The organism is Tardiphaga sp. 37S4, from assembly GCF_021044645.1.
GTDB classification, from domain to species: Bacteria; Pseudomonadota; Alphaproteobacteria; order Rhizobiales; family Xanthobacteraceae; genus Tardiphaga; species Tardiphaga robiniae.
The window spans coordinates 4,982,379-5,001,294 of record NZ_CP088008.1; the positions used below are offsets into that span (position 1 = coordinate 4,982,379).

Annotated in this window: 17 protein-coding genes and 1 riboswitch; of the genes, 3 read left to right on the plus strand and 14 right to left on the minus strand. The window is 62.3% G+C overall.

From position 1 onward, the window contains the following. Positions 1-62 precede the first annotated feature (62 nt). Positions 63-142: riboswitch (SAM riboswitch) on the plus strand. 82 nt (positions 143-224) lie between these two features. Then, positions 225-1,406: an O-succinylhomoserine sulfhydrylase gene (locus LPB73_RS23670; RefSeq protein WP_120287922.1), complete on the plus strand. Its 1,182-nt coding sequence runs from the start codon at positions 225-227 to the stop codon at positions 1,404-1,406. Positions 1,407-1,534: 128 nt separating this feature from the next. On the opposite strand, the gene LPB73_RS23675 is transcribed toward LPB73_RS23670, so the two are convergent. The 3 genes from LPB73_RS23675 to LPB73_RS23685 are packed head-to-tail and all read right to left on the minus strand — an operon-like array spanning position 1,535 to position 4,517. Then, complete coding sequence (locus LPB73_RS23675) at positions 1,535-2,506, minus strand: SGNH/GDSL hydrolase family protein (RefSeq protein WP_231078403.1); 972 nt, start codon at positions 2,504-2,506, stop codon at positions 1,535-1,537. Further along, on the minus strand, positions 2,506-3,264 hold the full coding sequence (locus LPB73_RS23680) for an SGNH/GDSL hydrolase family protein (RefSeq protein WP_175365881.1): 759 nt from the start codon (positions 3,262-3,264) through the stop codon (positions 2,506-2,508). Before LPB73_RS23680 ends, LPB73_RS23675 begins: the two co-directional genes overlap by 1 nt. Then, on the minus strand, positions 3,261-4,517 hold the full coding sequence (locus LPB73_RS23685; protein WP_184512953.1) for an OpgC domain-containing protein: 1,257 nt from the start codon (positions 4,515-4,517) through the stop codon (positions 3,261-3,263). The genes LPB73_RS23680 and LPB73_RS23685 overlap by 4 nt, the downstream gene beginning before the upstream one ends. A gap of 241 nt (positions 4,518-4,758) precedes the next feature. On the opposite strand from LPB73_RS23685, the gene apaG reads away from it, so the two are divergent. Then, entirely contained in the window at positions 4,759-5,151 is a 393-nt protein-coding gene (apaG, locus tag LPB73_RS23690) for a Co2+/Mg2+ efflux protein ApaG (RefSeq protein ID WP_089266768.1), read from the plus strand. Between the two features lie 1,025 nt (positions 5,152-6,176). On the opposite strand, the gene LPB73_RS23695 is transcribed toward apaG, so the two are convergent. The 3 genes from LPB73_RS23695 to LPB73_RS23705 all read right to left on the minus strand — a co-directional run bounded on the left by LPB73_RS23695 (position 6,177) and on the right by LPB73_RS23705 (position 9,626). Beyond that, the gene (locus tag LPB73_RS23695) at positions 6,177-7,175 is read right to left on the minus strand and encodes an Hsp33 family molecular chaperone (protein ID WP_089266767.1); all 999 of its coding nucleotides are present in this window, start codon (positions 7,173-7,175) and stop codon (positions 6,177-6,179) included. A 274-nt stretch (positions 7,176-7,449) separates the two neighbouring features. Then, positions 7,450-8,388 carry an ornithine carbamoyltransferase gene (gene argF / locus LPB73_RS23700; RefSeq protein ID WP_068737593.1) on the minus strand — a complete coding sequence of 313 codons (939 nt, stop codon included), beginning with the start codon at positions 8,386-8,388 and terminating at the stop codon, positions 7,450-7,452. Further along, on the minus strand, positions 8,388-9,626 hold the full coding sequence (locus LPB73_RS23705; protein ID WP_175369590.1) for an aspartate aminotransferase family protein: 1,239 nt from the start codon (positions 9,624-9,626) through the stop codon (positions 8,388-8,390). The genes argF and LPB73_RS23705 overlap by 1 nt, the downstream gene beginning before the upstream one ends. 446 nt (positions 9,627-10,072) lie before the next feature. Here LPB73_RS23705 and LPB73_RS23710 point away from each other — a divergent pair, with 446 nt between their 5' ends. Then, positions 10,073-10,582, plus strand: coding sequence for a GcrA family cell cycle regulator (locus LPB73_RS23710; protein ID WP_068737968.1), 510 nt, complete (start codon positions 10,073-10,075; stop codon positions 10,580-10,582). 102 nt (positions 10,583-10,684) lie between these two features. On the opposite strand, the gene phoB is transcribed toward LPB73_RS23710, so the two are convergent. From phoB to LPB73_RS23750, 8 genes are all read right to left on the minus strand, one after another. Beyond that, on the minus strand, positions 10,685-11,389 hold the full coding sequence (gene phoB / locus LPB73_RS23715) for a phosphate regulon transcriptional regulator PhoB (RefSeq protein WP_068737970.1): 705 nt from the start codon (positions 11,387-11,389) through the stop codon (positions 10,685-10,687). A 90-nt stretch (positions 11,390-11,479) separates the two neighbouring features. Continuing rightward, the gene (gene phoU, locus LPB73_RS23720; RefSeq protein WP_089266763.1) at positions 11,480-12,193 is read right to left on the minus strand and encodes a phosphate signaling complex protein PhoU; all 714 of its coding nucleotides are present in this window, start codon (positions 12,191-12,193) and stop codon (positions 11,480-11,482) included. Positions 12,194-12,221: 28 nt separating this feature from the next. Beyond that, complete coding sequence (gene pstB, locus LPB73_RS23725) at positions 12,222-13,049, minus strand: phosphate ABC transporter ATP-binding protein PstB (protein ID WP_068737599.1); 828 nt, start codon at positions 13,047-13,049, stop codon at positions 12,222-12,224. Next, positions 13,046-13,891: a phosphate ABC transporter permease PstA gene (gene pstA / locus LPB73_RS23730; protein ID WP_089266762.1), complete on the minus strand. Its 846-nt coding sequence runs from the start codon at positions 13,889-13,891 to the stop codon at positions 13,046-13,048. Before pstA ends, pstB begins: the two co-directional genes overlap by 4 nt. A gap of 1 nt (position 13,892) precedes the next feature. Further along, complete coding sequence (gene pstC, locus LPB73_RS23735; RefSeq protein WP_086937148.1) at positions 13,893-14,891, minus strand: phosphate ABC transporter permease subunit PstC; 999 nt, start codon at positions 14,889-14,891, stop codon at positions 13,893-13,895. Between the two features lie 147 nt (positions 14,892-15,038). Then, a complete protein-coding gene (gene pstS, locus LPB73_RS23740) occupies positions 15,039-16,049 on the minus strand; it encodes a phosphate ABC transporter substrate-binding protein PstS (RefSeq protein ID WP_092140314.1) in 1,011 nt (336 codons plus the stop codon). A 439-nt stretch (positions 16,050-16,488) separates the two neighbouring features. Then, positions 16,489-17,805: an ATP-binding protein gene (locus tag LPB73_RS23745; RefSeq protein ID WP_089266759.1), complete on the minus strand. Its 1,317-nt coding sequence runs from the start codon at positions 17,803-17,805 to the stop codon at positions 16,489-16,491. A gap of 39 nt (positions 17,806-17,844) precedes the next feature. Then, positions 17,845-18,891 carry a lysylphosphatidylglycerol synthase domain-containing protein gene (locus LPB73_RS23750; protein ID WP_231078404.1) on the minus strand — a complete coding sequence of 349 codons (1,047 nt, stop codon included), beginning with the start codon at positions 18,889-18,891 and terminating at the stop codon, positions 17,845-17,847. Positions 18,892-18,916: the final 25 nt, after the last annotated feature.

Genomic DNA, 18,916 nt, shown 5'->3' on the forward strand with positions numbered 1-18,916 from the left:
TAGCGACTTTACCGGTTATCTCAGCCCCGCCTTGACGAAAAGGGCAAGCGGGAATATGCACATCGTTATCCCGTGGTGATTTGAGCCGGCCGGCTTGCAGCCACGTAAAATAAGTCGCTAAATAGGCCGGGGACACATGTCCTTCCAGCATGCGATCCCGGCCTGAGGACGTCCGTCCAGGCCGGTTTTTTGTGCCCGTGTTACGCGGGTACGTTGGAGGTCACATGTCTACGAAGTCCTATCGCCCCGAAACCCGGCTCGTTCATTCCGGCGCGCTGCGCTCGCAATTCAACGAGACGTCCGAAGCCCTCTTCCTGACGCAGGGCTTCATCTACGAGACCGCAGAAGCCTGCGAGGCGCGGTTCAAGGGCGAAGATCCCGGTTTCATCTATTCGCGCTTTTCGAATCCGAATACGTCGATGTTCGAGAGCCGCATGATCGACCTCGAAGGTGCGGAGGCTGCACGCTCGACGGCCACCGGCATGGCCGCCGTGACCACCGCCATTCTCGCGCCGCTGCGCATGGGCGATCACGTCGTCGCTGCGAAAGCCCTGTTCGGGTCCTGTCGCTACGTCATCGAAGAGCTGCTGCCGCGCTATGGCATCGAGTTCACCCTGGTCGACGGACTCGACCTCGACCAGTGGCAGAAGGCAATGCGCCCGAATACCAAGTCGCTGTTTCTGGAAAGCCCGACCAATCCGACGCTTGACGTGCTCGACATATCAGCCATCGCTGACATCGCCCATGCCGGCGGTGCGCGGCTGATCGTCGATAACGTGTTCGCGACCCCGCTCTGGCAGAGCCCACTGGCGCTCGGCGCCGATGTCGTCGTGTATTCGGCGACCAAGCACATCGACGGTCAGGGCCGCTGCCTCGGCGGCATCATCCTGTCGTCGAAGGACTTTATCGACGAGCACATTCACAACTATCTGCGCCAGACCGGCCCCTCGATCTCGCCGTTCAATGCGTGGACGCTGGTGAAGGGGCTGGAGACGCTGGCGATCCGCGTCGAGCGGCAGACGCAGACTGCCGCGGCGATCGCCGACGTGCTGGCGCAGCACCCGAAGATCTCGCGGCTGATCTATCCGGGCCGCGAGGACCACCCGCAGGCGGCGACGGTGAAGAAGCAGATGCGTGCGGGTTCGACGCTGATCGGCTTCGAGGTGAAGGGCGGCAAGGCAGCAGCCTTCCGCGTCCTCAACGAGCTGAAAGTGGCTCGTATCTCGAACAATCTCGGCGATGCCAAGAGCCTCGTCACGCATCCGGCGACGACGACGCATCAGCGTCTGCCGCTGGAAGCACGGCTTGAACTCGGGATCACCGAAGGCTTCATCCGCTTCTCGGCGGGCCTCGAGCATCGTGACGATCTGATCGAGGATCTCGAAGCGGCACTGGCGAAGGCGTAGTTCGCGCCATCACACTCCGTCATGCCCGGCGAATGCCGGGTATCCACGTCTTTGCCTAGAACTAAGACGTGGATGGCCGGGACAAGCCCGGCCATGACGGCGTTTTAGTTTCAACTAACACAATAAACTTACAGCGGCTTCTGCGCCTGCTGAATCTGCGGCTCGTTGATGCCGAGCTTCACTTGGCCGACCGACTTGATGATGTTGTCGCCCAGCAACTGCGCGAAGCAGGCATAGCCCCAATCGTTCATATGCAGGCCGTCGGCAATGACGAAGCTGTCGAACGACATCTGCTGGCCTTCGTGCCATTCCTTCATCACTTCGAAGCGCGGGAAGATGCCGACCTTGCGTAGTTCCGCGACCTTGTGCAGCAGCGAGACCATCTTGCTGGTACCTTCCGGCCGCGTATTCACCAGCGGCGAATATTGCGGATCGACCAGCACCAGATCGGCGCCTGCGGCCTGAATGCGGGCGACGCCGTCTTCCACCATCTTGCTGGTTTCGCCGGGATCGAGATTGCGCAGCACCGCATTGGTGCCGACTTGCCAGATCACGAGATCAGGCTTCGAATTGATCACTTCGCTCTGCAGCCGCGCCATCATTTCCGGCGCATCTTCGCCGCCCTTGCCGCGGTTGAGCACGGTGATGTTGGCCGACGGGTAAGCACGATGCAGCTGCGCGGCAAGGCGGTTCGGATAGGTGAATTCCGGCGCTGTCGAACCGTAGCCTTCGGTGGAGGACGAGCCGAACGCAACGATGACCACGGGCTTGCCGGCCACGAGCTTGCTGGCCACATGCGGCAGCGCGCCCATCGCCTTCATGCCGCCTTTCGGTGTACGGCAGGGGACGCGGCTCAAGATATCGGTCGCGGTCTTGGCGACTTCCTTGACCCTGTCGATGGCTTTCGCAGCGACGCCCCTCTTCGCGGAGTCCGCTGGATCATTGACCGCAATGCTCTGATCGGTGCCCTTGCCGTCAGCCGGGGCGGCCTGCGCCGCTTCGGCGTGCGCGACGGACGATGAGATCGGGAGCGCGAAGGTCGTGGAAGCAGCAAAGGCAGCGACGACAGCAAAGCGAGACAAATGGCCGACGAAACTCATTAACGCTGAATCCTCAAATCCGCTGCTTTGATCTTGGCCGCATCGACGACAAAGGTCGAAAGCGCCCGGCCAAGACAATCATGCACCCGCTTCGCCAGCTCCATGCCGGGCGACGCGCTGAACAGGTCAAAATCACCGCTCTCATTCCAGTGCCGCATGATGGCGAAACGGTCGAACAGCGGGACGTCGTGCTGCTGCGCCACCACACGCATATTATCTAGGTAGGCGGAGCCGGAAATCATCGTCTCCGTGCGCGGACTGTACTGCAGATTCATTAAAATGACGTCAGTTCCGGCCTTTTGCATGGCGGCAACGCCCTCATCCAGGGCGTTCCGGAAGTCGTCGGCGTCGGCCTGCTTCATGGCATCCACGGTTCCGGTCTGCCAGATCACCAGGTTCGGCTTCTTGTCCGTCACCAGCTGTTCCAGGGTCGGGGCCATTTCCTCGGCGGTCTTCTTGACCTGCAGCTCCAGTGCCACGTTCACCTCGACGCCCGGTAGCTTCTCCTTCAGATAGGCCTGCAGGCGGTTCGGATAGGCTGCGGAGTGGTCTGAGACCCCGATCACCGAGGATCGGCTGCCAACGACCAGAATATCGAGCTTTCCACCCGGTTTGGCCGCAGCCTCGACCTTGGGCAGGGTGCTTTCGGAGGTCAGGAGGTAGGCGGGAACCTCACAGGTATGCGCGGGCGGTTCAGCCCGGACAGGAGCCGCCACCAGCAGGCCAGCCAGCATCGTGAGCCGCAGAACGGCCTTCATGCTTCCCCTCCTGCGAGATCCGCGTCGGATCGTTTGGCGCGGGATCCGCCTTTGACAGTGACGCCCTTGTACCACGAAAACACCCAGGCGGCGGTTGACATAACAACTATGCCGAGGAAGCTGATCAAGGCATGCATGCCAGCCCCGCCGGCGACCTCAGCCAGCACGAAATGGCCGGCAAAGGCCAGGAACACCCCGATACAGAAGATTTCGAGGGAGTGCTGGCCGCACAGCACCATTGGCCGCAACCACACCGATTTCAGCCCCGGCCAGTCCTTGGGCAGGAAACGGACCGTGAGCGCCGCCAGCGCCAGGAAGTGGGCGAAACGCAGCACGTCGAGATCGGTCTTGTTGATGGGATACATCCACTGCTCGATGACCTTCGGCAGCAGATGATGGATCTGCGGAATGTACCAGGTCAGCGTCACCCAGAACGCCGCCAGAAGATAGGCCACGCAGAGCCACAGCGTGATGTTGGATGACAGTATCCGCGACATCCTGACGGCGCCGCCCAGCGCGCACCAGGCACCGAACACGAACAGCAACTGCCAGGCGAACGGATTGAAGGCCCAAACGCCGTTCGGGTAGGCGGTCAGATGCAGGTCGAATTCCCAGGTCAGCGCATAAAGACCGACCGACAGCGCCAGCGTGAGATCGGCGCGGCGGCGCATCAGCCAGAGGATCGGCGGCAGGAACAGCATGAGGACGATATAGAGCGGCAACACGTCCATGTTCACCGGGCGAAATTTCAGCAACAGCGCCTGAACGATGGTCACGTCAGGCTGTTTGAGAAAATCGAGAATTCCCATTTCCTCGGAATAAAGCGGGTTCTCGAACCGCGTCGCAACATAGGAGATTTCCGCGAGGAAGATCGTGAACAGGAAGACGTGGGCGACATAGATCTGCCAGACGCGCTTGAAGATGCGCGCGCTGGCGACCAGCGTGCCCTGCTCCTGCATCGCGCGGCCATAGACGAAAGCGGCGGTATAGCCGGAGATGAAGATGAAGATCTCGGTGGCGTCGCTGAAACCGTAATTACGGATCGTCAGCCAGGTCAGGATATTCGGCGGCAGGTGATCAATGAAGATCAGCCACAGCGCCAGCCCGCGAAACAGATCGAGGCGCAATTCGCGTTCGGTGCCTGCGACGGGAAACGACACGGCATCGGCACGCGTCGAGGCGCGCGACGCGGACACGTGGGAGGACGCATCTGCGTGGGGATGGCCGGCAATCGGGTCGGCAACAGAGGTCATTCAGCACCGCTCAGCGGAAATCGTCACATGATGAAAATCGACCGCCCCACACCACGCAGGCAATTGCATGGGGCGATCCGTCACGTCATAGCCAAATCAGGGATCGATTATGCGGTAACTATGTTGAAACCGCGATGGGTTGCCGCCGTTCCGCGCAGCACTCCACGCTGATTTTCCCTGGATTTGGCCGGTAACGTGTTTTTCGCTATGCTTGCGACGCATTTTAAACGATGACACCGCCATGTACCGCGCCATCACACGACAGATCGAAGTCACCGTCGAACCGAATTTCATGCCTGAAAGCTCGTCGCAGGAGAAGCGACAGTTCTTCTGGTCCTATACGGTCGTCATCACCAATGCCGGCAAAGAGACCGTGCAGTTGAAGACCCGGCACTGGATCATCACCGATGCATCCGGCCGCATGCAGGAAGTGCGCGGCGAAGGCGTCGTCGGCGAGCAGCCCGTGCTCGGCCCCGGCGAACGCTTCGAATACACATCGCGTGTGCCGCTGCCGACAACGTCCGGCTTCATGGAAGGCACCTATCAGATGGTGACCGATACCGGCGAGCCGTTCGAGATCGACGTGCCGCTGTTTTCGCTGGACGGACCGGACGGAAAGCGCGTGCTGAATTAGGGGCTGGCTCTTCTCCCTCTCCGGGGCCGTGTAGCCGAGCAGCGGAAGGGGATCATCGGCTTCTCCCCACGTCATGGCCGGACTTGTTCCGGCCATCCACGCCTTCCTTTGTCACCAAGACGTGGATACGCGGGACATCTAGTGAAGCTCGCTTCGCGCTGCCCGCGCATGACGGTGTTTGTGCGCGCGTCACGCGATTTCAGATTCAACTGTCAAACAGCCACTGTCCTTCAGACATGCGTCATCGCCCCCATTGTTTGCGGCGCGGGGGCGCCGTCGTGGTTTGCATTCCCACCCTCTTGCGAGAGGGCGTGCGGAACGCCGGGTGCCCGTTGCACCCTTGGGCCTGATGCGATGCGGTCTTCCGCAATTGAGTGTGCATCAGGACTTTCGGAGGCGCCGAGCAAGTGCCCGACGTTCCGCCTGCGGTGTTTTTTCGGTTGCTTGCACATCTGCCATGGCGAACGGTCCCATCACCAAAATTAATGTCCCAGGGCGGAGGGACAGGGTAGCCGCAAAGCACTTGGCCGAACGCGTTTCGATTTGGTCGTCCGTCACACTGTCCAGGGCTCTTTCCATCTCAAGGCCGGCCGTCTCCTTGCCAGTGGCAGTGCTGGCGCAGATCCGTCCTGCCCGAAGACAGACGTTCCCCCATGAACCGCGTGACGCCGCATCTCCGGCGTCCACCGCATCCCACCCCGCGAACGTGACGATCGCGATCGCCCCTCTCGGTGGGGCAGGACGGAGGGGAATATAAACCTGACGGGGATGTTGTCAATGATGGATAGGAAAAAATGTTTGGTGCGGGCTTGTCCCACGTTCGTCATTCCGGGGCGGCTGCGCGCCTTCGCGGTGGCGAACCCGGAATCCCGACCTGTTCACCGCAAAACACTTCGAGATTCCGGGCTCAGTCCGGTCCGCTTCGCGGTCCGTCCTGCCCCGGAATGACGAGTGTGGATTGAATTTCCTCGCCGCACCAATTGGTGTGCCGGGGAATGACAGCGGGGCGTGACGCGGGCGAATGCCTATTCCACGCCCGCTTCCTGCGGTGTGAACTCATACACCGACGAACAGAACTCGCAGGTCACGACGACCTTGTCGTCCTTGACCATGTCGGCGCGGTCCTGCGGCTCGAAGCTCTTGAGCATGCCGGACACGGCATCGCGCGAGCAGGAACACTCCGCGCGCAGCGGCGATGAGGCGAAGACGCGGACGCCGCGCTCGTGGAACAGGCGATACAGCAGCCGCTCGCCGGACAGATCCGGATCGATCAGCTCGACATCCTCGACGGTGCCAATCAGCGACTGGCCCTCGACCCAGGCGTCATCTTCCGGCACAGCATCCACCTCCGCGCCCTCCGGCGCATCGCCGGCATGGAGGTCGCGCTGCACGCGCTCCGGCGCCTTTGGCAGGAACTGCAGCAGCATGCCACCGGCGCGCCAGCGATGTGTCGGGCCACCTTCCTCGCCGCTGCGCCATTCCTCGCCCACGGCGAGGCGCACCTTGGTCGGAATCTGTTCGGAGCGCAGGAAGTATTCATGTGCGGCATCTTCCAGCGTACCGCCGTCAAGCGCGACGAGCCCCTGATAGCGGCTCATATCCGCCCCCTGATCGACGGTCATCGCCAGATGGCCCTTGCCGAGCAGCGCCGCGGTGCCGAGACCGGGCAAAAGGCGCTCGGCATCGAACCGCGCATAGGCGCGCATTTTATCCGGCGCGCGGAAGTCGACGATCATCAGCGACACCGGACCATCGGTCTGGGTCTGCAGGATGAAGCGGCCGTCGAATTTCAGCGAGGAGCCGAGCAGCGTGGTCAGCACGATGGCCTCGCCGAGCAGCTTGGCCACCGGCGCGGGATAATCATGTTTGGCGAGCAGTTCATCGAGTGCCGGGCCAAGTCGCGTCAGCCGCCCGCGTAGGTCGAGCGGCGCCACCTCGAAGGGCAGCACCGCGTCATCGACCGGAACGGAGGACGGCGCGCGGATGGGGGCGTCGGGCTGGAGATTTGGATTTGATGGGGTCATGGCGCTCTATTTGGGGGCGGAGGGCCGCAAGTGAAAGGGGGCGATGGAACCGGGAAAATGGAGCGTAAGCAGCTGCGCTTTTCTTCCCTCTCCCCCGCGCGAAGCGAAGCTTCGCCAGGTGGGAGAGGGTGGATCGAACATGCGAAGCATGTTCGAGACGGGAGAGGGGGCGCCACAAACACCGCGCTTTGCCGCTACCCCTCTCCCGCCCTCGCTTTGCTCAGGCACCCTCTCCCGCAAGGGGAGAGGGGAAGAAAGAAAGCTCCGTGCTGTCTCACGCCACCGCGTTGAGGCACCAGGCCAGAATGCCCTTCTGCGCATGCAGACGGTTTTCGGCCTCGTCGAACACCACCGACTGCGGACCGTCGATGACCTCGTCGGTGACCTCCTCGCCGCGATGCGCCGGCAGGCAGTGCATGAAGAGTGCGTCCGGCTTGGCCAGTGACATCAGGCGCGCATTGACCTGATAGGGTTTGAGCAGGTTGTGGCGGGTCTCGCCGTCCTTGTCGCCCATCGACACCCAGGTGTCGGTGACGACGCAATCGACGCCCTTCACCATCGCATCGGGATCGTCGCTGAAGGTGATCGGCGCGTTTGCCGCCTTGACCCAGTCCTTGAACGGCTTCTTCGGCGACAGCTGCGGCGGCGTCGCGATATTCAGTTTGAACTGGAAGCGTTCGGCCGCATGCGCCCAGGACATCAGCACATTGTTGTCGTCGCCGGTCCAGGCCACGGTGCGGCCCTTGATCGGGCCGCGATGTTCCTCATAGGTCATCACGTCCGCCATCACCTGGCAGGGATGCGAGAAGCGCGTCAGGCCGTTGATGACCGGCACGGTCGCATTTTCCGCGAGCTCCATCAGCGAGTCATGATTGAGGATGCGGATCATGATGATGTCGACGAAGCGCGACAGCACGCGCGCGGTGTCGGCAATGGTCTCGCCGCGACCGAGCTGCATTTCGGCGCCGGTGAGCATTACGACTTCGCCGCCGAGCTGGCGCATGCCGACCTCGAACGACACGCGGGTGCGCGTCGAGGGCTTCTCGAAGATCATCGCCAGCGTCTTGTTCTTGAGCGGACGATCGGGCTCGGCATTCGAGCCATCCCGCCCTTTCAGCTTCGCCTTCATGGCGGCAGCCGCGTTCATGATATTGCGCAACTCGCTGGCCGGCACGGCCGTGAGATCGAGGAAGTGCCGCGGTGACGTGCTCATCACGCGGCTCCCTGCGTCTTTGCAGATGCCTTGGCGGATGAGCCGAGGGCCACGCAGGCCTGTTCCAGCCGCTGCACGGCCTGCTCGATCTCGGCCTCGCTGACGATCAGCGGCGGCAGGAAGCGCACGACATTGTCGCCGGCGCCAACCGTCAGCAGCTTCGCGTCACGCAATGCGGCCACGAGATCGCCGGCCGGCACGACAGCCTTGAGGCCGATCAGCAGACCTTCGCCGCGCACTTCGCTGAGCACATCAGGATGGCCGTCGACCACGCCCGCGAGTTTCTGTTTCAGCAACAGCGACATCTTCTTCACATGGTCGAAGAAGCCTGGCTTCAGCATGATATCGAGCACGGAATTCGCGGCGGCGACCGCCAGCGGATTGCCGCCGAAGGTCGAACCATGGGAGCCGGGCGCCATGCCTTCGGCCGCTTCCGCCGTAACGAGGCACGCACCGATGGGGAAACCGCCGCCGAGCGCCTTGGCCAGCGACATGACATCCGGCGTCACGCCGATGCGCTGATAGGCGAACAACTCGCCGGTGCGGCCCATGCCGGTCTGCACTTCGTCGAAGATCAGCAGGATGCCGTTCTTGTCGCAGAGTTCGCGCAGCGCGCCAAAGAACGCGTTGCTCGGCGCACGCACGCCACCCTCACCCTGCAGCGGCTCGATGAGAATGCCGGCGGTGTTCGGACCGATCGCCTTCTTCACGGCTTCGATATCGCCGAGCGGCAACTGATCGAAGCCGTCGAGCGGCGTGCCGTAGCCTTCGAGATATTTGGCAGCGCCGGTCGCCGCCAGCGTGCCGAGAGTGCGGCCATGGAATGCGCCTTCAAAGGTGATGATGCGCGTGCGCTCGGGGTGGCCCTTGGAGAAATGATAGTGGCGGGTCACCTTGATCGCGCATTCCATCGCTTCCGCACCCGAATTGGCGAAGAACACGAAGTCGGCAAAGCTTTGTTCGCACAACCGCGCGGCGAGGCGCTCGCCGTCCGGGCTCTTGAACAGGTTCGACATGTGCCAGAGCTTGGTGGCCTGCTCCTGCAATGCGGCGACCATATGTGGGTGCGCATGGCCCAGCGCGTTCACGGCAACGCCGCTGGTGAAGTCGAGATAGCGCTCGCCATCGGTTCCAATCAGCCACGCGCCTTCACCGCGCTCGAAAGCGACATCCGCACGCGCGAAAACAGGCAGCAAGTGAGCCTGAGAGAGGGGCGAAGACGTTGCGTTGCTGGTCATAACCGATCCGATCGAAAAGACTGCGGCCGCGTCGATGACAACTGTGCGAAATCGAACAACGGACCCTAGAAACGAAACGTGCCGCCCTTCTCGGGCGGCACGTGGGCATTATTCTATGTGTGCTGTGAAGACTGTCAACCGCGCACTGCGGCTTTCGAGTCACACGGAGTCGCAGAAAAAGCCGATTTTGCAGCTTTATTTGCAGAAGCATGTGGACGCGGCATGCCCGACTCTTGCGCGCGAGTCACGGCATATTGTAGCTTTTGCCTCGTCGGATACGACATCTCGTGCGGCGGTAGATCCTTTTGACACATCCAGTGCGGCGTAACAGCCGGACGCGAAATTCGCGCCCGGTGAGCGCTAAAGGATTCTGACCGCAGGGATTTTTGAAGTCTCAACTCGCAGCGCTGCCCGGTCAGGCCGGCGCTCACGAAGGGAAAACGGCGATGACGGTAATGACATGGACCGACGATCGCGTCGAACAGTTGAAGAAACTCTGGGAAGGCGGCCTTTCCGCCAGCCAGATCGCTGCGGAACTCGGTAACGTGACCCGCAACGCCGTGATCGGCAAGGTTCACCGCCTTGGCCTGTCCGGCCGTGCCAAGAGCCCCTCCTCGGCAGCTCCGCGGCAGCGCAAGGCGCGCCCGGCGCAGCAGATGGTACGTGTCGCCCGCCCGATGGCACGCGGCAATACCGCGCTGGCCCATAATTACGAGATCGAGGCCGAGCCCGATCCGATCGCCTATGACAACATTGTGCCGATCAGCCAGCGCCTGTCGCTGGTCGAACTCAACGAAGCCACCTGCCATTGGCCGATCGGCGATCCGTCGAGCGCGGACTTCTATTTCTGCGGCGGCAAGGCCCTGGCCGGCGCCCCCTATTGCGCACATCACTCGCGCATCGCCTATCAGCCGGCAAGCGACCGCCGCCGCGCGGTGCCGAAGCCGACGCGCTGAGCTGGAAGATATCCAAGCCAAAGAAAATGCCCGGTGATGAGCCGGGCATTTTTTTGTTTGGGGCTTCTAACCTCTCCCCGCTTGCGGGGAGAAGGAAGATACCTACTCCGCCGCCTTGTCGAAGCGGTCATCCAGCGCGTAGCCGGCGCCGCGCACGGTGCGGATCGGATCGGGCTCACCGGCGGGGTTGAGCAGCTTGCGCAGGCGGCCGATATGCACGTCGACGGTGCGCTCGTCGATATAGATGTCGCGGCCCCAGACGCTGTCGAGCAACTGCTCGCGGCTGAACACGCGGCCCGGATGTTCCAGGAAGAACTCCAGCAGGCGATATTCGGTCGGACCGAGATCGATCGGACGGCTTGAGCGCACGACGCGGCGCTTGTCGCGGTCGAGTTCGATGTCGCCAAACGCCAGGACGGTGGCGAGACGCTCGGGAGCTGCACGACGGAGCAGGCCCTTCACGCGGGCCAGGAGCTCCGGCACGGAGAACGGCTTGACGATGTAATCGTCGGCACCGGTGGCGAGACCGCGAACGCGCTCGCTCTCTTCGCCGCGCGCCGTCAGCATGATGATCGGCAATGCCTTGGTTTCGGGCCGTGCGCGCAGGCGGCGGCACAGTTCGATGCCGGACAGGCCCGGCAGCATCCAGTCGAGCACCACGAGATCCGGCACCCGCTCCTTCAAGCGGGTATCGGCATCGTCGCCGCGAGCGACGGTTTCAACATCATAGCCTTCGGCGTCGAGGTTGTAGCGAAGAAGCGTCGTGAGGGCTTCCTCGTCCTCCACCACCAGAATGCGTGCATTCACAGCCATATGGTCAATATCCTCAGTGACGTCCGAAAAGCCTTTAGATCATGATCCTTGCGGAAGACTGGCTTCCACTTCCCGGATCATGCTTCAGACCGTCGGCGTATTCGCGAATGTGGTCATGTCGCCCTTCGGGCGCTTGTCGAGGATTTGCTGGCCCTCGATCATGTAGAACACGGTTTCCGCAATATTGGTGGCATGGTCACCGATCCGCTCGATGTTCTTGGCGCAGAACATCAGGTGGATACAGAACGAAATGTTACGCGGGTCTTCCATCATATAGGTCAGGAGTTCGCGGAACAGCGAGGTGCAGATCGCGTCGATTTCCTCGTCGCCCTTCCACACCGTCATCGCAGCGGGCAGATCGTGTGCGGCATAGGCGTCGAGCACGGCCTTGACCTGGGTGGTCACGAGGTCGGTCATGTGCTCGAGGCCGCGGATCAGCTTCAGCGGATGGAAGTCGCTGTCGAGTGCATTGACGCGCTTACCGATATTCTTGGAGAGATCGCCGATGCGTTCCAGATCGGTGGCGACGCGCAGCGCGCCGACAATCTCGCGCAAATCGACAGCCATCGGCTGGCGTTTGGCGATGGTCAGCACGGCGCGCTCTTCGATTGTGCGCTGCAACTGGTCGATCTCGGAGTCAGTGGCGACGACGCGCGCACCGAGCGCGACGTCCCGGCGGATCAGCGCATCGACGGATTCGACGATCTGCCGTTCCGCGAGGCCACCCATCTCGGCGACGAGACGGGTCAGCTCCTGCAGATCGTCGTCGAAAGCCTTGGTGGTGTGTTCAAAAGCCATCTCAAATTCCTCCCGCGAATATGTCGCGTCAGCCGAAGCGGCCGGTGATGTAATCCTGGGTGCGGCGATCGGTCGGCGACGTGAAGATCTTGTTGGTCTGATCGAACTCGATCAACTCGCCGAGATACATGAAGGCCGTGCTGTCGGAGACGCGGGCAGCCTGCTGCATGTTATGGGTCACGATCGCGATCGTGTACTGATCCTTCAACTCGTCGATCAGCTCCTCGATCTTCGCGGTCGAGATCGGATCCAGCGCCGAGCACGGCTCGTCGAACAGGATCACCTCCGGCCGCACCGCGATGGTGCGCGCAATGCACAGGCGCTGCTGCTGACCACCCGACAGGCTGAGGCCCGACGCGTTGAGCTTGTCCTTGACTTCGTTCCAGAGTGCACCGCCGCGCAGCGCCCTCTCGACGCGAATGTCCATCTCCGACTTGGAGATCTTTTCGTAGAGGCGGATACCGAAGGCGATGTTTTCGTAAATCGTCATCGGGAACGGGGTCGGCTTCTGGAACACCATGCCGACGCGGGCGCGCAGCAGGTTGAGATCCAGCTTCGGATCCAGAATGTTCTGGTTGTCGAGCATGAGCTGACCTTCGGCGCGCTGGCCGGGATACAGATCATACATGCGGTTGAAGATGCGCAGCAGCGTGGACTTGCCGCAGCCCGACGGGCCGATGAATGCGGTTACGCGGTTCGCCATCAGCGTCAGGTTGATCTTCTTCAGGGCGTGGTGTTCGCCATAGTAGAAGTTCAGGTCGCGCACGGTGACCTTGGGACGGGTCTCGCCCTGCAGGGCCGACGGCGGCGGCATCGAGACGGAAGGAACGCCAGACGACACAGAAAGCTCACTCATTTTGCTGTCCTCTCGGCGCCGAGAATGCGCGCGCCAATGTTAAGGGCAAGTACGGTCAAGGTGATGATCAGGGCACCGCTCCAGGCGAGCTGCTTCCAGTACTCGTAGGGGCTCTGCACGAAGTTGTTGATGGTCACCGGCAGGTTGGCCATCGTCTTGGTGAGATCGAGGCTGAAGAACTGGTTGCTCAGCGCGGTGAACAGCAGCGGCGCCGTTTCACCTGCGACACGCGCCGTCGCCAGCAGCACACCGGTGATCAGACCGGCGCGGGCTGCACGATAGGCGATCCGCTTGATGACCAGGGAGCGCGGCAGGCCAAGCGCCGAGGCCGCTTCGCGCAGCGGGTTCGGCACGAGACCAAGCATATCTTCAGTGGTGCGAACCACGACGGGGATCACGATCACGGCAAGCGCAAGCGAACCGGCGAGAGCCGAGAAGCCGCCCATCGGAACCACCACCGCACCATAAACGAACAGGCCGATGATGATGGACGGGGCCGACAGCAACACGTCGTTGATGAAGCGGATCACCGAGGTGAGTTTGTCGTGCTTGCCGTATTCCGCGAGATAGGTGCCAGCGAACAGGCCGAGTGGCGCGCCGATGCCGACACCGATGACGGTCATGATGATCGAACCGACGATGGCATTGAGCAGGCCGCCTTCCATGGAGCCGGGCGGCGGCGTGTTCTGGGTGAAGATCTGCAGACTGATGCCGGCGATACCGTTGTAGAACAGCGTGAACAGGATCAGCGCGAGCCAGGTGACGCCAAAGAGAGCGGCACCCATGCAGAGCCCACGGATGATCATGTCGTTGCGACGGCGTGAAGCGTAAATCGGGTTCATATTAGTTGCCCGCCTTCTTTTCCAGACGCAGCAGCATCAGACGCGCTGCCGAGAGCACGAAGAATGTCAGCACGAACAGCAGGAGACCGAGCAGGATCAGACCCGATTGATGCAGACCGTCGCTCTCCGCGAACTCGCTGGCGATCGCTGCCGAGATCGTGGTGCCCGGGCCAAAGATCGAGCCTGTGATCCGGAACGAGTTGCCGATGATGAAGGTCACCGCCATCGTTTCACCGAGCGCACGGCCGAGCGCCAGCATGACGCCACCGATCACACCAACGCGGGTATAGGGGATGACGACATTGCGGACGACTTCCCAGGTGGTGCAGCCGACGCCGTAAGCGGCTTCCTTGAGCACCGGCGGCACCGTCTTGAACACGTCGACCGAGATCGAGGTGATGAAGGGCAGCACCATGATGGCGAGGATCAGCGACGCGTTGAACAGCGAGAGATAGGACGGCGGGCCGGCGAAGATCACGCCGAGGACCGGGACGCCTTCGAAGGCGTTGATCATGAATGGCTGCACGTGGTTGGCCAGGAACGGGCCGAGCACGAAGAAGCCCCACATGCCGTAGATGATCGAAGGAATACCGGCGAGAAGCTCAACCGCCATGCCGATCGGGCGGCGCAGCCAGTTCGGGCACAGTTCGGTGAGGAAGATCGCGATGCCGATGCCGACCGGGATGGCGATCGCCATCGCGATCACCGAGGTGATCAGCGTGCCGTAGATCGGGCCGAGCGCTCCCAGCACCGGCGGATCAGCCGACGGTGCCCAACGCTGCGTCGTCAGGAACGAGAAGCCGAATTCTCGAAGCGCGGGCCACGCACCAACGATAAGCGACAGAATGATGCCGCCGAGGATAAACAGAACGGACAGAGCCGAGATGCGGGTGATCCAGTAAAACGCCTGATCCCCAGTCTTGAAGGCATTCAAAGCCTTCGCACGATCATAAGGTCCGGCAGCGTCCATCGAAGAGCTCTGTACGGCCATGTCTGCCACGCCAGTCCCCTGTAATTGTTACAATACCCCAAAACGCATTGCCCTGGAGGGGCTTGTCAGGGCGCGAAGTCAGAAGAGAAGAAGAAAGAAATTCAGCCCTGCAGCAAACGGAGGAGAGATGCCCCTCTCCCCCGCCCACACACCAGATCAGCTCTTGATGTCAGCCGACCAGGTCTTTTCGATCAGTTTGACGACCGAGTCCGGCATCGGGATGTAGTCGAGCTCTTCGGCAGCCTTGTCGCCCTTTTCGAACGACCACTTGAAGAACTTCAGCGCTTCAGCCGAGGCCGCCTTGTCGGTCGGGGCCTTGTGCATGAGGATGAAGGTCGCCGCAGTGATCGGCCAGGACGCTTCGCCCGGCTGGTCGGTGAGGATCACGTAGTAGCCGGGAGCCTTGGCCCAGTCGGCATTGGCAGCAGCAGCCTGGAAGGCCGCGACGGTCGGCTGCACGGTCTTGCCAGCCTTGTTGACGAGGCCGGCATAGGTCAGCTTGTTCTGCTTGGCGTAAGCATATTCAACGTAACCGATTGCGTTCTTGGTCTGACCGACGTTGCCGGCAACGCCTTCATTGCCCTTGGCGCCGACGCCAACCGGCCACTCGACAGCCGTACCGGTGCCGACCTTGGTCTTCCAGTCAGCCGAGGCCTTCGACAGATAGTCAGTGAAGTTGAAGGTGGTGCCCGAACCGTCCGAACGACGAACGACAGTGATGGCAGCCGAAGGCAGCTTCAGCTTCGGGTTCAGCTTGGCGATGGCAGCGTCGTCCCACTTGGTGACCTTGCCGAGATAGATGTCGCCGAGCACTTCGCCGGAGAGAACCAGCTCGCCCGAGGCAATGCCTTCGAGATTCACGACGGGAACGATCGCGCCCATCACCATCGGCCACTGAACCAGGCCGTCCTTCTCGAGCTGCTCAGCCTTGAGCGGCGCGTCGGTGGCGCCGAAGGTCACGGTCTTGGCCTGGATCTGCTTGATGCCGGCGCCCGAACCAATCGACTGGTAGTTCAAACCATTGCCAGTCTCTTTCTTGTAGGCGTCGGCCCACTTCGAATAGACCGGGAACGGGAAGGTTGCGCCGGCACCCGTGATGTCGGCGGCAAATGCCGAGGTCGAGGCGGCAACGAGGCCGGCAGCGACGATCGCTTTGAGGAATTTCATGGGATGTCTCCAATCTCGTGAGCGACCGCGCCGGATGCGCCAGTTGTGCTCACGCCGCCCGTTTAGGGGTGGTCGATTGTGCTTTTATGATAGTTCCGTGACACTTGGATGACGACGTCAAGCATATGTAAATGCTTCGTTTTTCTGCCTCCGCGGATAATTTTACCGTGCAAATGACAGCGAAAATGCCCTGCCATACGGGACATGCCAGGCCGTCAAAATCCACCGTCACAGGGGTTAACAATATGTTTCAGCAGGCGGAATCCGGCCTCGCAAGCAAGCGCGCGTATGACAGCGGCGGGTACGATATTGAGGGTGATCGGACGCAATGCCGCACCATCCGCCAGGGCTTTTTTGACTTTCTGAGCGAAGCGCAGCGATGCGGGACCGCCCGAGGGCGGCCCTAACGGGCGCAAGAGAACGAAGGGAGTTTAAGGCATCAGGACGCGGCGGAGGTAGGAGGGGCCGGCGGCGTCTTCACCTGCGGAAAGGCGGCGGTAAAAGTCGCGCCGTTCTTCGGCACGCTTTCGATCAGCAGCCGGCCGCGGTGCCGGTTCAGGATGTGCTTCACCAGCGAGAGGCCAAGGCCCGTACCGCCCTGTGCGCGGCTGTCGCCGACATCGACCCGGTAGAAACGCTCGGTCAGGCGCGGCAGATGCTCGGGGGCGATGCCCGGGCCATAGTCCCGCACGGCGACGCGGATTTCCGGCACACCCTCCGAGGTCGACTCCGTGGTCAACGATACGTCCACCTTGCCGCCGGACGCGCCGTATTTCAGCGCGTTCTCGATCAGGTTCTCGAACAGCCTCAGCAATTCCTCGCGATCGCCAGCGATGGACACCGGCGTCTCAGGCAGCGCCATTTCGATCCTGACGTTGCGCTCATTGGCCAGCGGCTCCAGCCCATCGCCGACCTGGCGGATAATGGGGAGAATATCCACCAGCGTATCCGGCCGCACATGCGCCGACAGTTCGACGCGCGACAGCGACAGCAGATCGTCGATCAGCCGTGCCATGCGGGTCGCCTGCGCATGCATGATGCCGAGAAAGCGCTCGCGCGCCTTGGCGTCGTCCTTGGCCGGTCCCTGCAGCGTATCGATGAAGCCGGACAGCGCCGCCAGCGGCGTGCGCAGCTCGTGGCTGGCATTGGCGACAAAGTCGGCACGCATTTCCTCGACACGGCGCAGCGGCGTCTGGTCGTGGAACGTCATCAGCATGCAGGTGTCGGTGCCGCCAAAGGCAGTCGGAACCGGCACCGGCGTGATCATCAATTCCATCCAGCGATCGACGGGAACGTGGTCGAGGTAAGTCGCGCGGCGCGGCTCGGTGGTGGCGATGGACTCGCGCAAGGCGGTGATGATCTCAGGCGAACGCAGCGCGAATTGCGCCAGCTCGTTCTTGCGGAGTGCCGGCGCGAGCTGCGCCGCAGCGGCATTGAGATGGATAACGCGGCCGGCACGGTCGAGCAGCACGGCGGGATCGGGAATGCCTGCAATGATCGCGCGCACCGCGGGCGCCTCGACAGGATTGGCGGCCAGCGCCTCGTCGCGCGCCGTCACCACGTCATGCAGCCGCCACGGCACCAGCGCCGCGCCGGCGATGCAGACGAACACGATGCCCGCGCGAACAGGCGACAGCTCGCCGAAAAACACCAGCGCGGCCAGCGCCAGGCCGGCGGCCAGCAGGATGATCGCCGAATGCCGCAGCCGGTCCGGCCACGGCGAAAACATGGTCGATGGAGAAGCTTCAATGGCCATCTGAACCGGATCTCTTCCTGCTGCGAATGCGAACGTATATCAGGCGCCGGAGCGACCATGTTCCTTGAGCGGGTGGCCGACGCCGGGCTTGGTGTCCGCCGCGACCGCCTGCAGCTTCTTCGATCGCGAACCGATAATAAGCTCGCGAAGCGTCAGTAACATGACTGATATAAAGAACGGCGCGAGGTAATAAAGCACCCTGAACAGCAGCATGCCAGCCAGCAGCTTTTCCTGATCCATCATTTCGAGGCCGACCAGCATCGCGGCGTCGAATACGCCAAGACCGCCGGGCGAATGGCTGGCGAAACCCAGCAAGGTGGCCGAGACGAACACCACCGCCACCACGACGAAACCGACGTCAGGCTCGGCGGGCACCAGCATGTACATCGCCAGCGCACAGAAGCCGAGATCGATGATGCCGATGGTGATCTGCAGCAGGGTCAGCGGGCCGCCCGGCAGTACCACCGACCAGGGGCCACGGCCGACGCTGCGCGGCCTCATCCAGACCCAGACCACATAGCCGACGAGGCCGGCGAGGATGATATAGGCCAGGATGCGGTTCATCCATGGCGGCACCTGGTTGATCGCGCTGGCTGCCTCCGGGTGATAGGCGATGCCCATGCCGAGCACCGCGAGATTGCCGAGCCAGAAGGTGAGGCCGGCGAGAAAGACGATCTTGGCGACATCGACGGCGCTGAGATCCCAGGCCGAATAGATGCGATAGCGCACCGCGCCGCCGGTGAAGACGCTGGCGCCGACATTGTGGCCGATGGAATAGCTGGTGAAGGCCGCCAGCGCGTTGATCCGGTACGGCACGTCGCGGCGACCGATCGTGCGCACCGCAAACCAGTCGTAGAATGTCAGCGTGAAATAGCCGGCGGCAACCGACAGCGCCGACAACATGATCAGCCGCGGCTCGGTCTCGGTCATCGCCCGGAAAACGGCAGCAGCGTCGATGTTGCGCAGCTTGTGATACAGCATGTAGCAGGCGATGCCGATCACCGCGACGCTGATCAAGACACCGAGCTTGTGCAGGATTTGCTTCTCGCGCAGAAACGAGATCGCCCTGCGTATTGCTTCCAGCATCTCAACCTCGAATGCGATCCCCTGA

Excerpts from the sequence above, each read along its gene's own strand:
- LPB73_RS23685 (WP_184512953.1), bottom strand. The coding sequence starts at position 4,517 with ATGACCTCTGTTGCCGACCCGATTGCCGGCCATCCCCACGCAGATGCG.
- LPB73_RS23670 (WP_120287922.1), top strand. The coding sequence starts at position 225 with ATGTCTACGAAGTCCTATCGCCCCGAAACCCGGCTCGTTCATTCCGGC.
- phoU (WP_089266763.1), bottom strand. The coding sequence starts at position 12,193 with ATGGCTTTTGAACACACCACCAAGGCTTTCGACGACGATCTGCAGGAG.
- pstS (WP_092140314.1), bottom strand. The coding sequence starts at position 16,049 with ATGAAATTCCTCAAAGCGATCGTCGCTGCCGGCCTCGTTGCCGCCTCG.
- LPB73_RS23710 (WP_068737968.1), top strand. The coding sequence starts at position 10,073 with ATGACGGTAATGACATGGACCGACGATCGCGTCGAACAGTTGAAGAAA.
- argF (WP_068737593.1), bottom strand. The coding sequence starts at position 8,388 with ATGAGCACGTCACCGCGGCACTTCCTCGATCTCACGGCCGTGCCGGCC.
- LPB73_RS23695 (WP_089266767.1), bottom strand. The coding sequence starts at position 7,175 with ATGACCCCATCAAATCCAAATCTCCAGCCCGACGCCCCCATCCGCGCG.
- LPB73_RS23745 (WP_089266759.1), bottom strand. The coding sequence starts at position 17,805 with ATGGCCATTGAAGCTTCTCCATCGACCATGTTTTCGCCGTGGCCGGAC.
- pstB (WP_068737599.1), bottom strand. The coding sequence starts at position 13,049 with ATGAGTGAGCTTTCTGTGTCGTCTGGCGTTCCTTCCGTCTCGATGCCG.
- LPB73_RS23675 (WP_231078403.1), bottom strand. The coding sequence starts at position 2,506 with ATGAGTTTCGTCGGCCATTTGTCTCGCTTTGCTGTCGTCGCTGCCTTT.
- LPB73_RS23750 (WP_231078404.1), bottom strand. The coding sequence starts at position 18,891 with ATGCTGGAAGCAATACGCAGGGCGATCTCGTTTCTGCGCGAGAAGCAA.
- LPB73_RS23705 (WP_175369590.1), bottom strand. The coding sequence starts at position 9,626 with ATGACCAGCAACGCAACGTCTTCGCCCCTCTCTCAGGCTCACTTGCTG.
- apaG (WP_089266768.1), top strand. The coding sequence starts at position 4,759 with ATGTACCGCGCCATCACACGACAGATCGAAGTCACCGTCGAACCGAAT.
- LPB73_RS23680 (WP_175365881.1), bottom strand. The coding sequence starts at position 3,264 with ATGAAGGCCGTTCTGCGGCTCACGATGCTGGCTGGCCTGCTGGTGGCG.
- pstA (WP_089266762.1), bottom strand. The coding sequence starts at position 13,891 with ATGAACCCGATTTACGCTTCACGCCGTCGCAACGACATGATCATCCGT.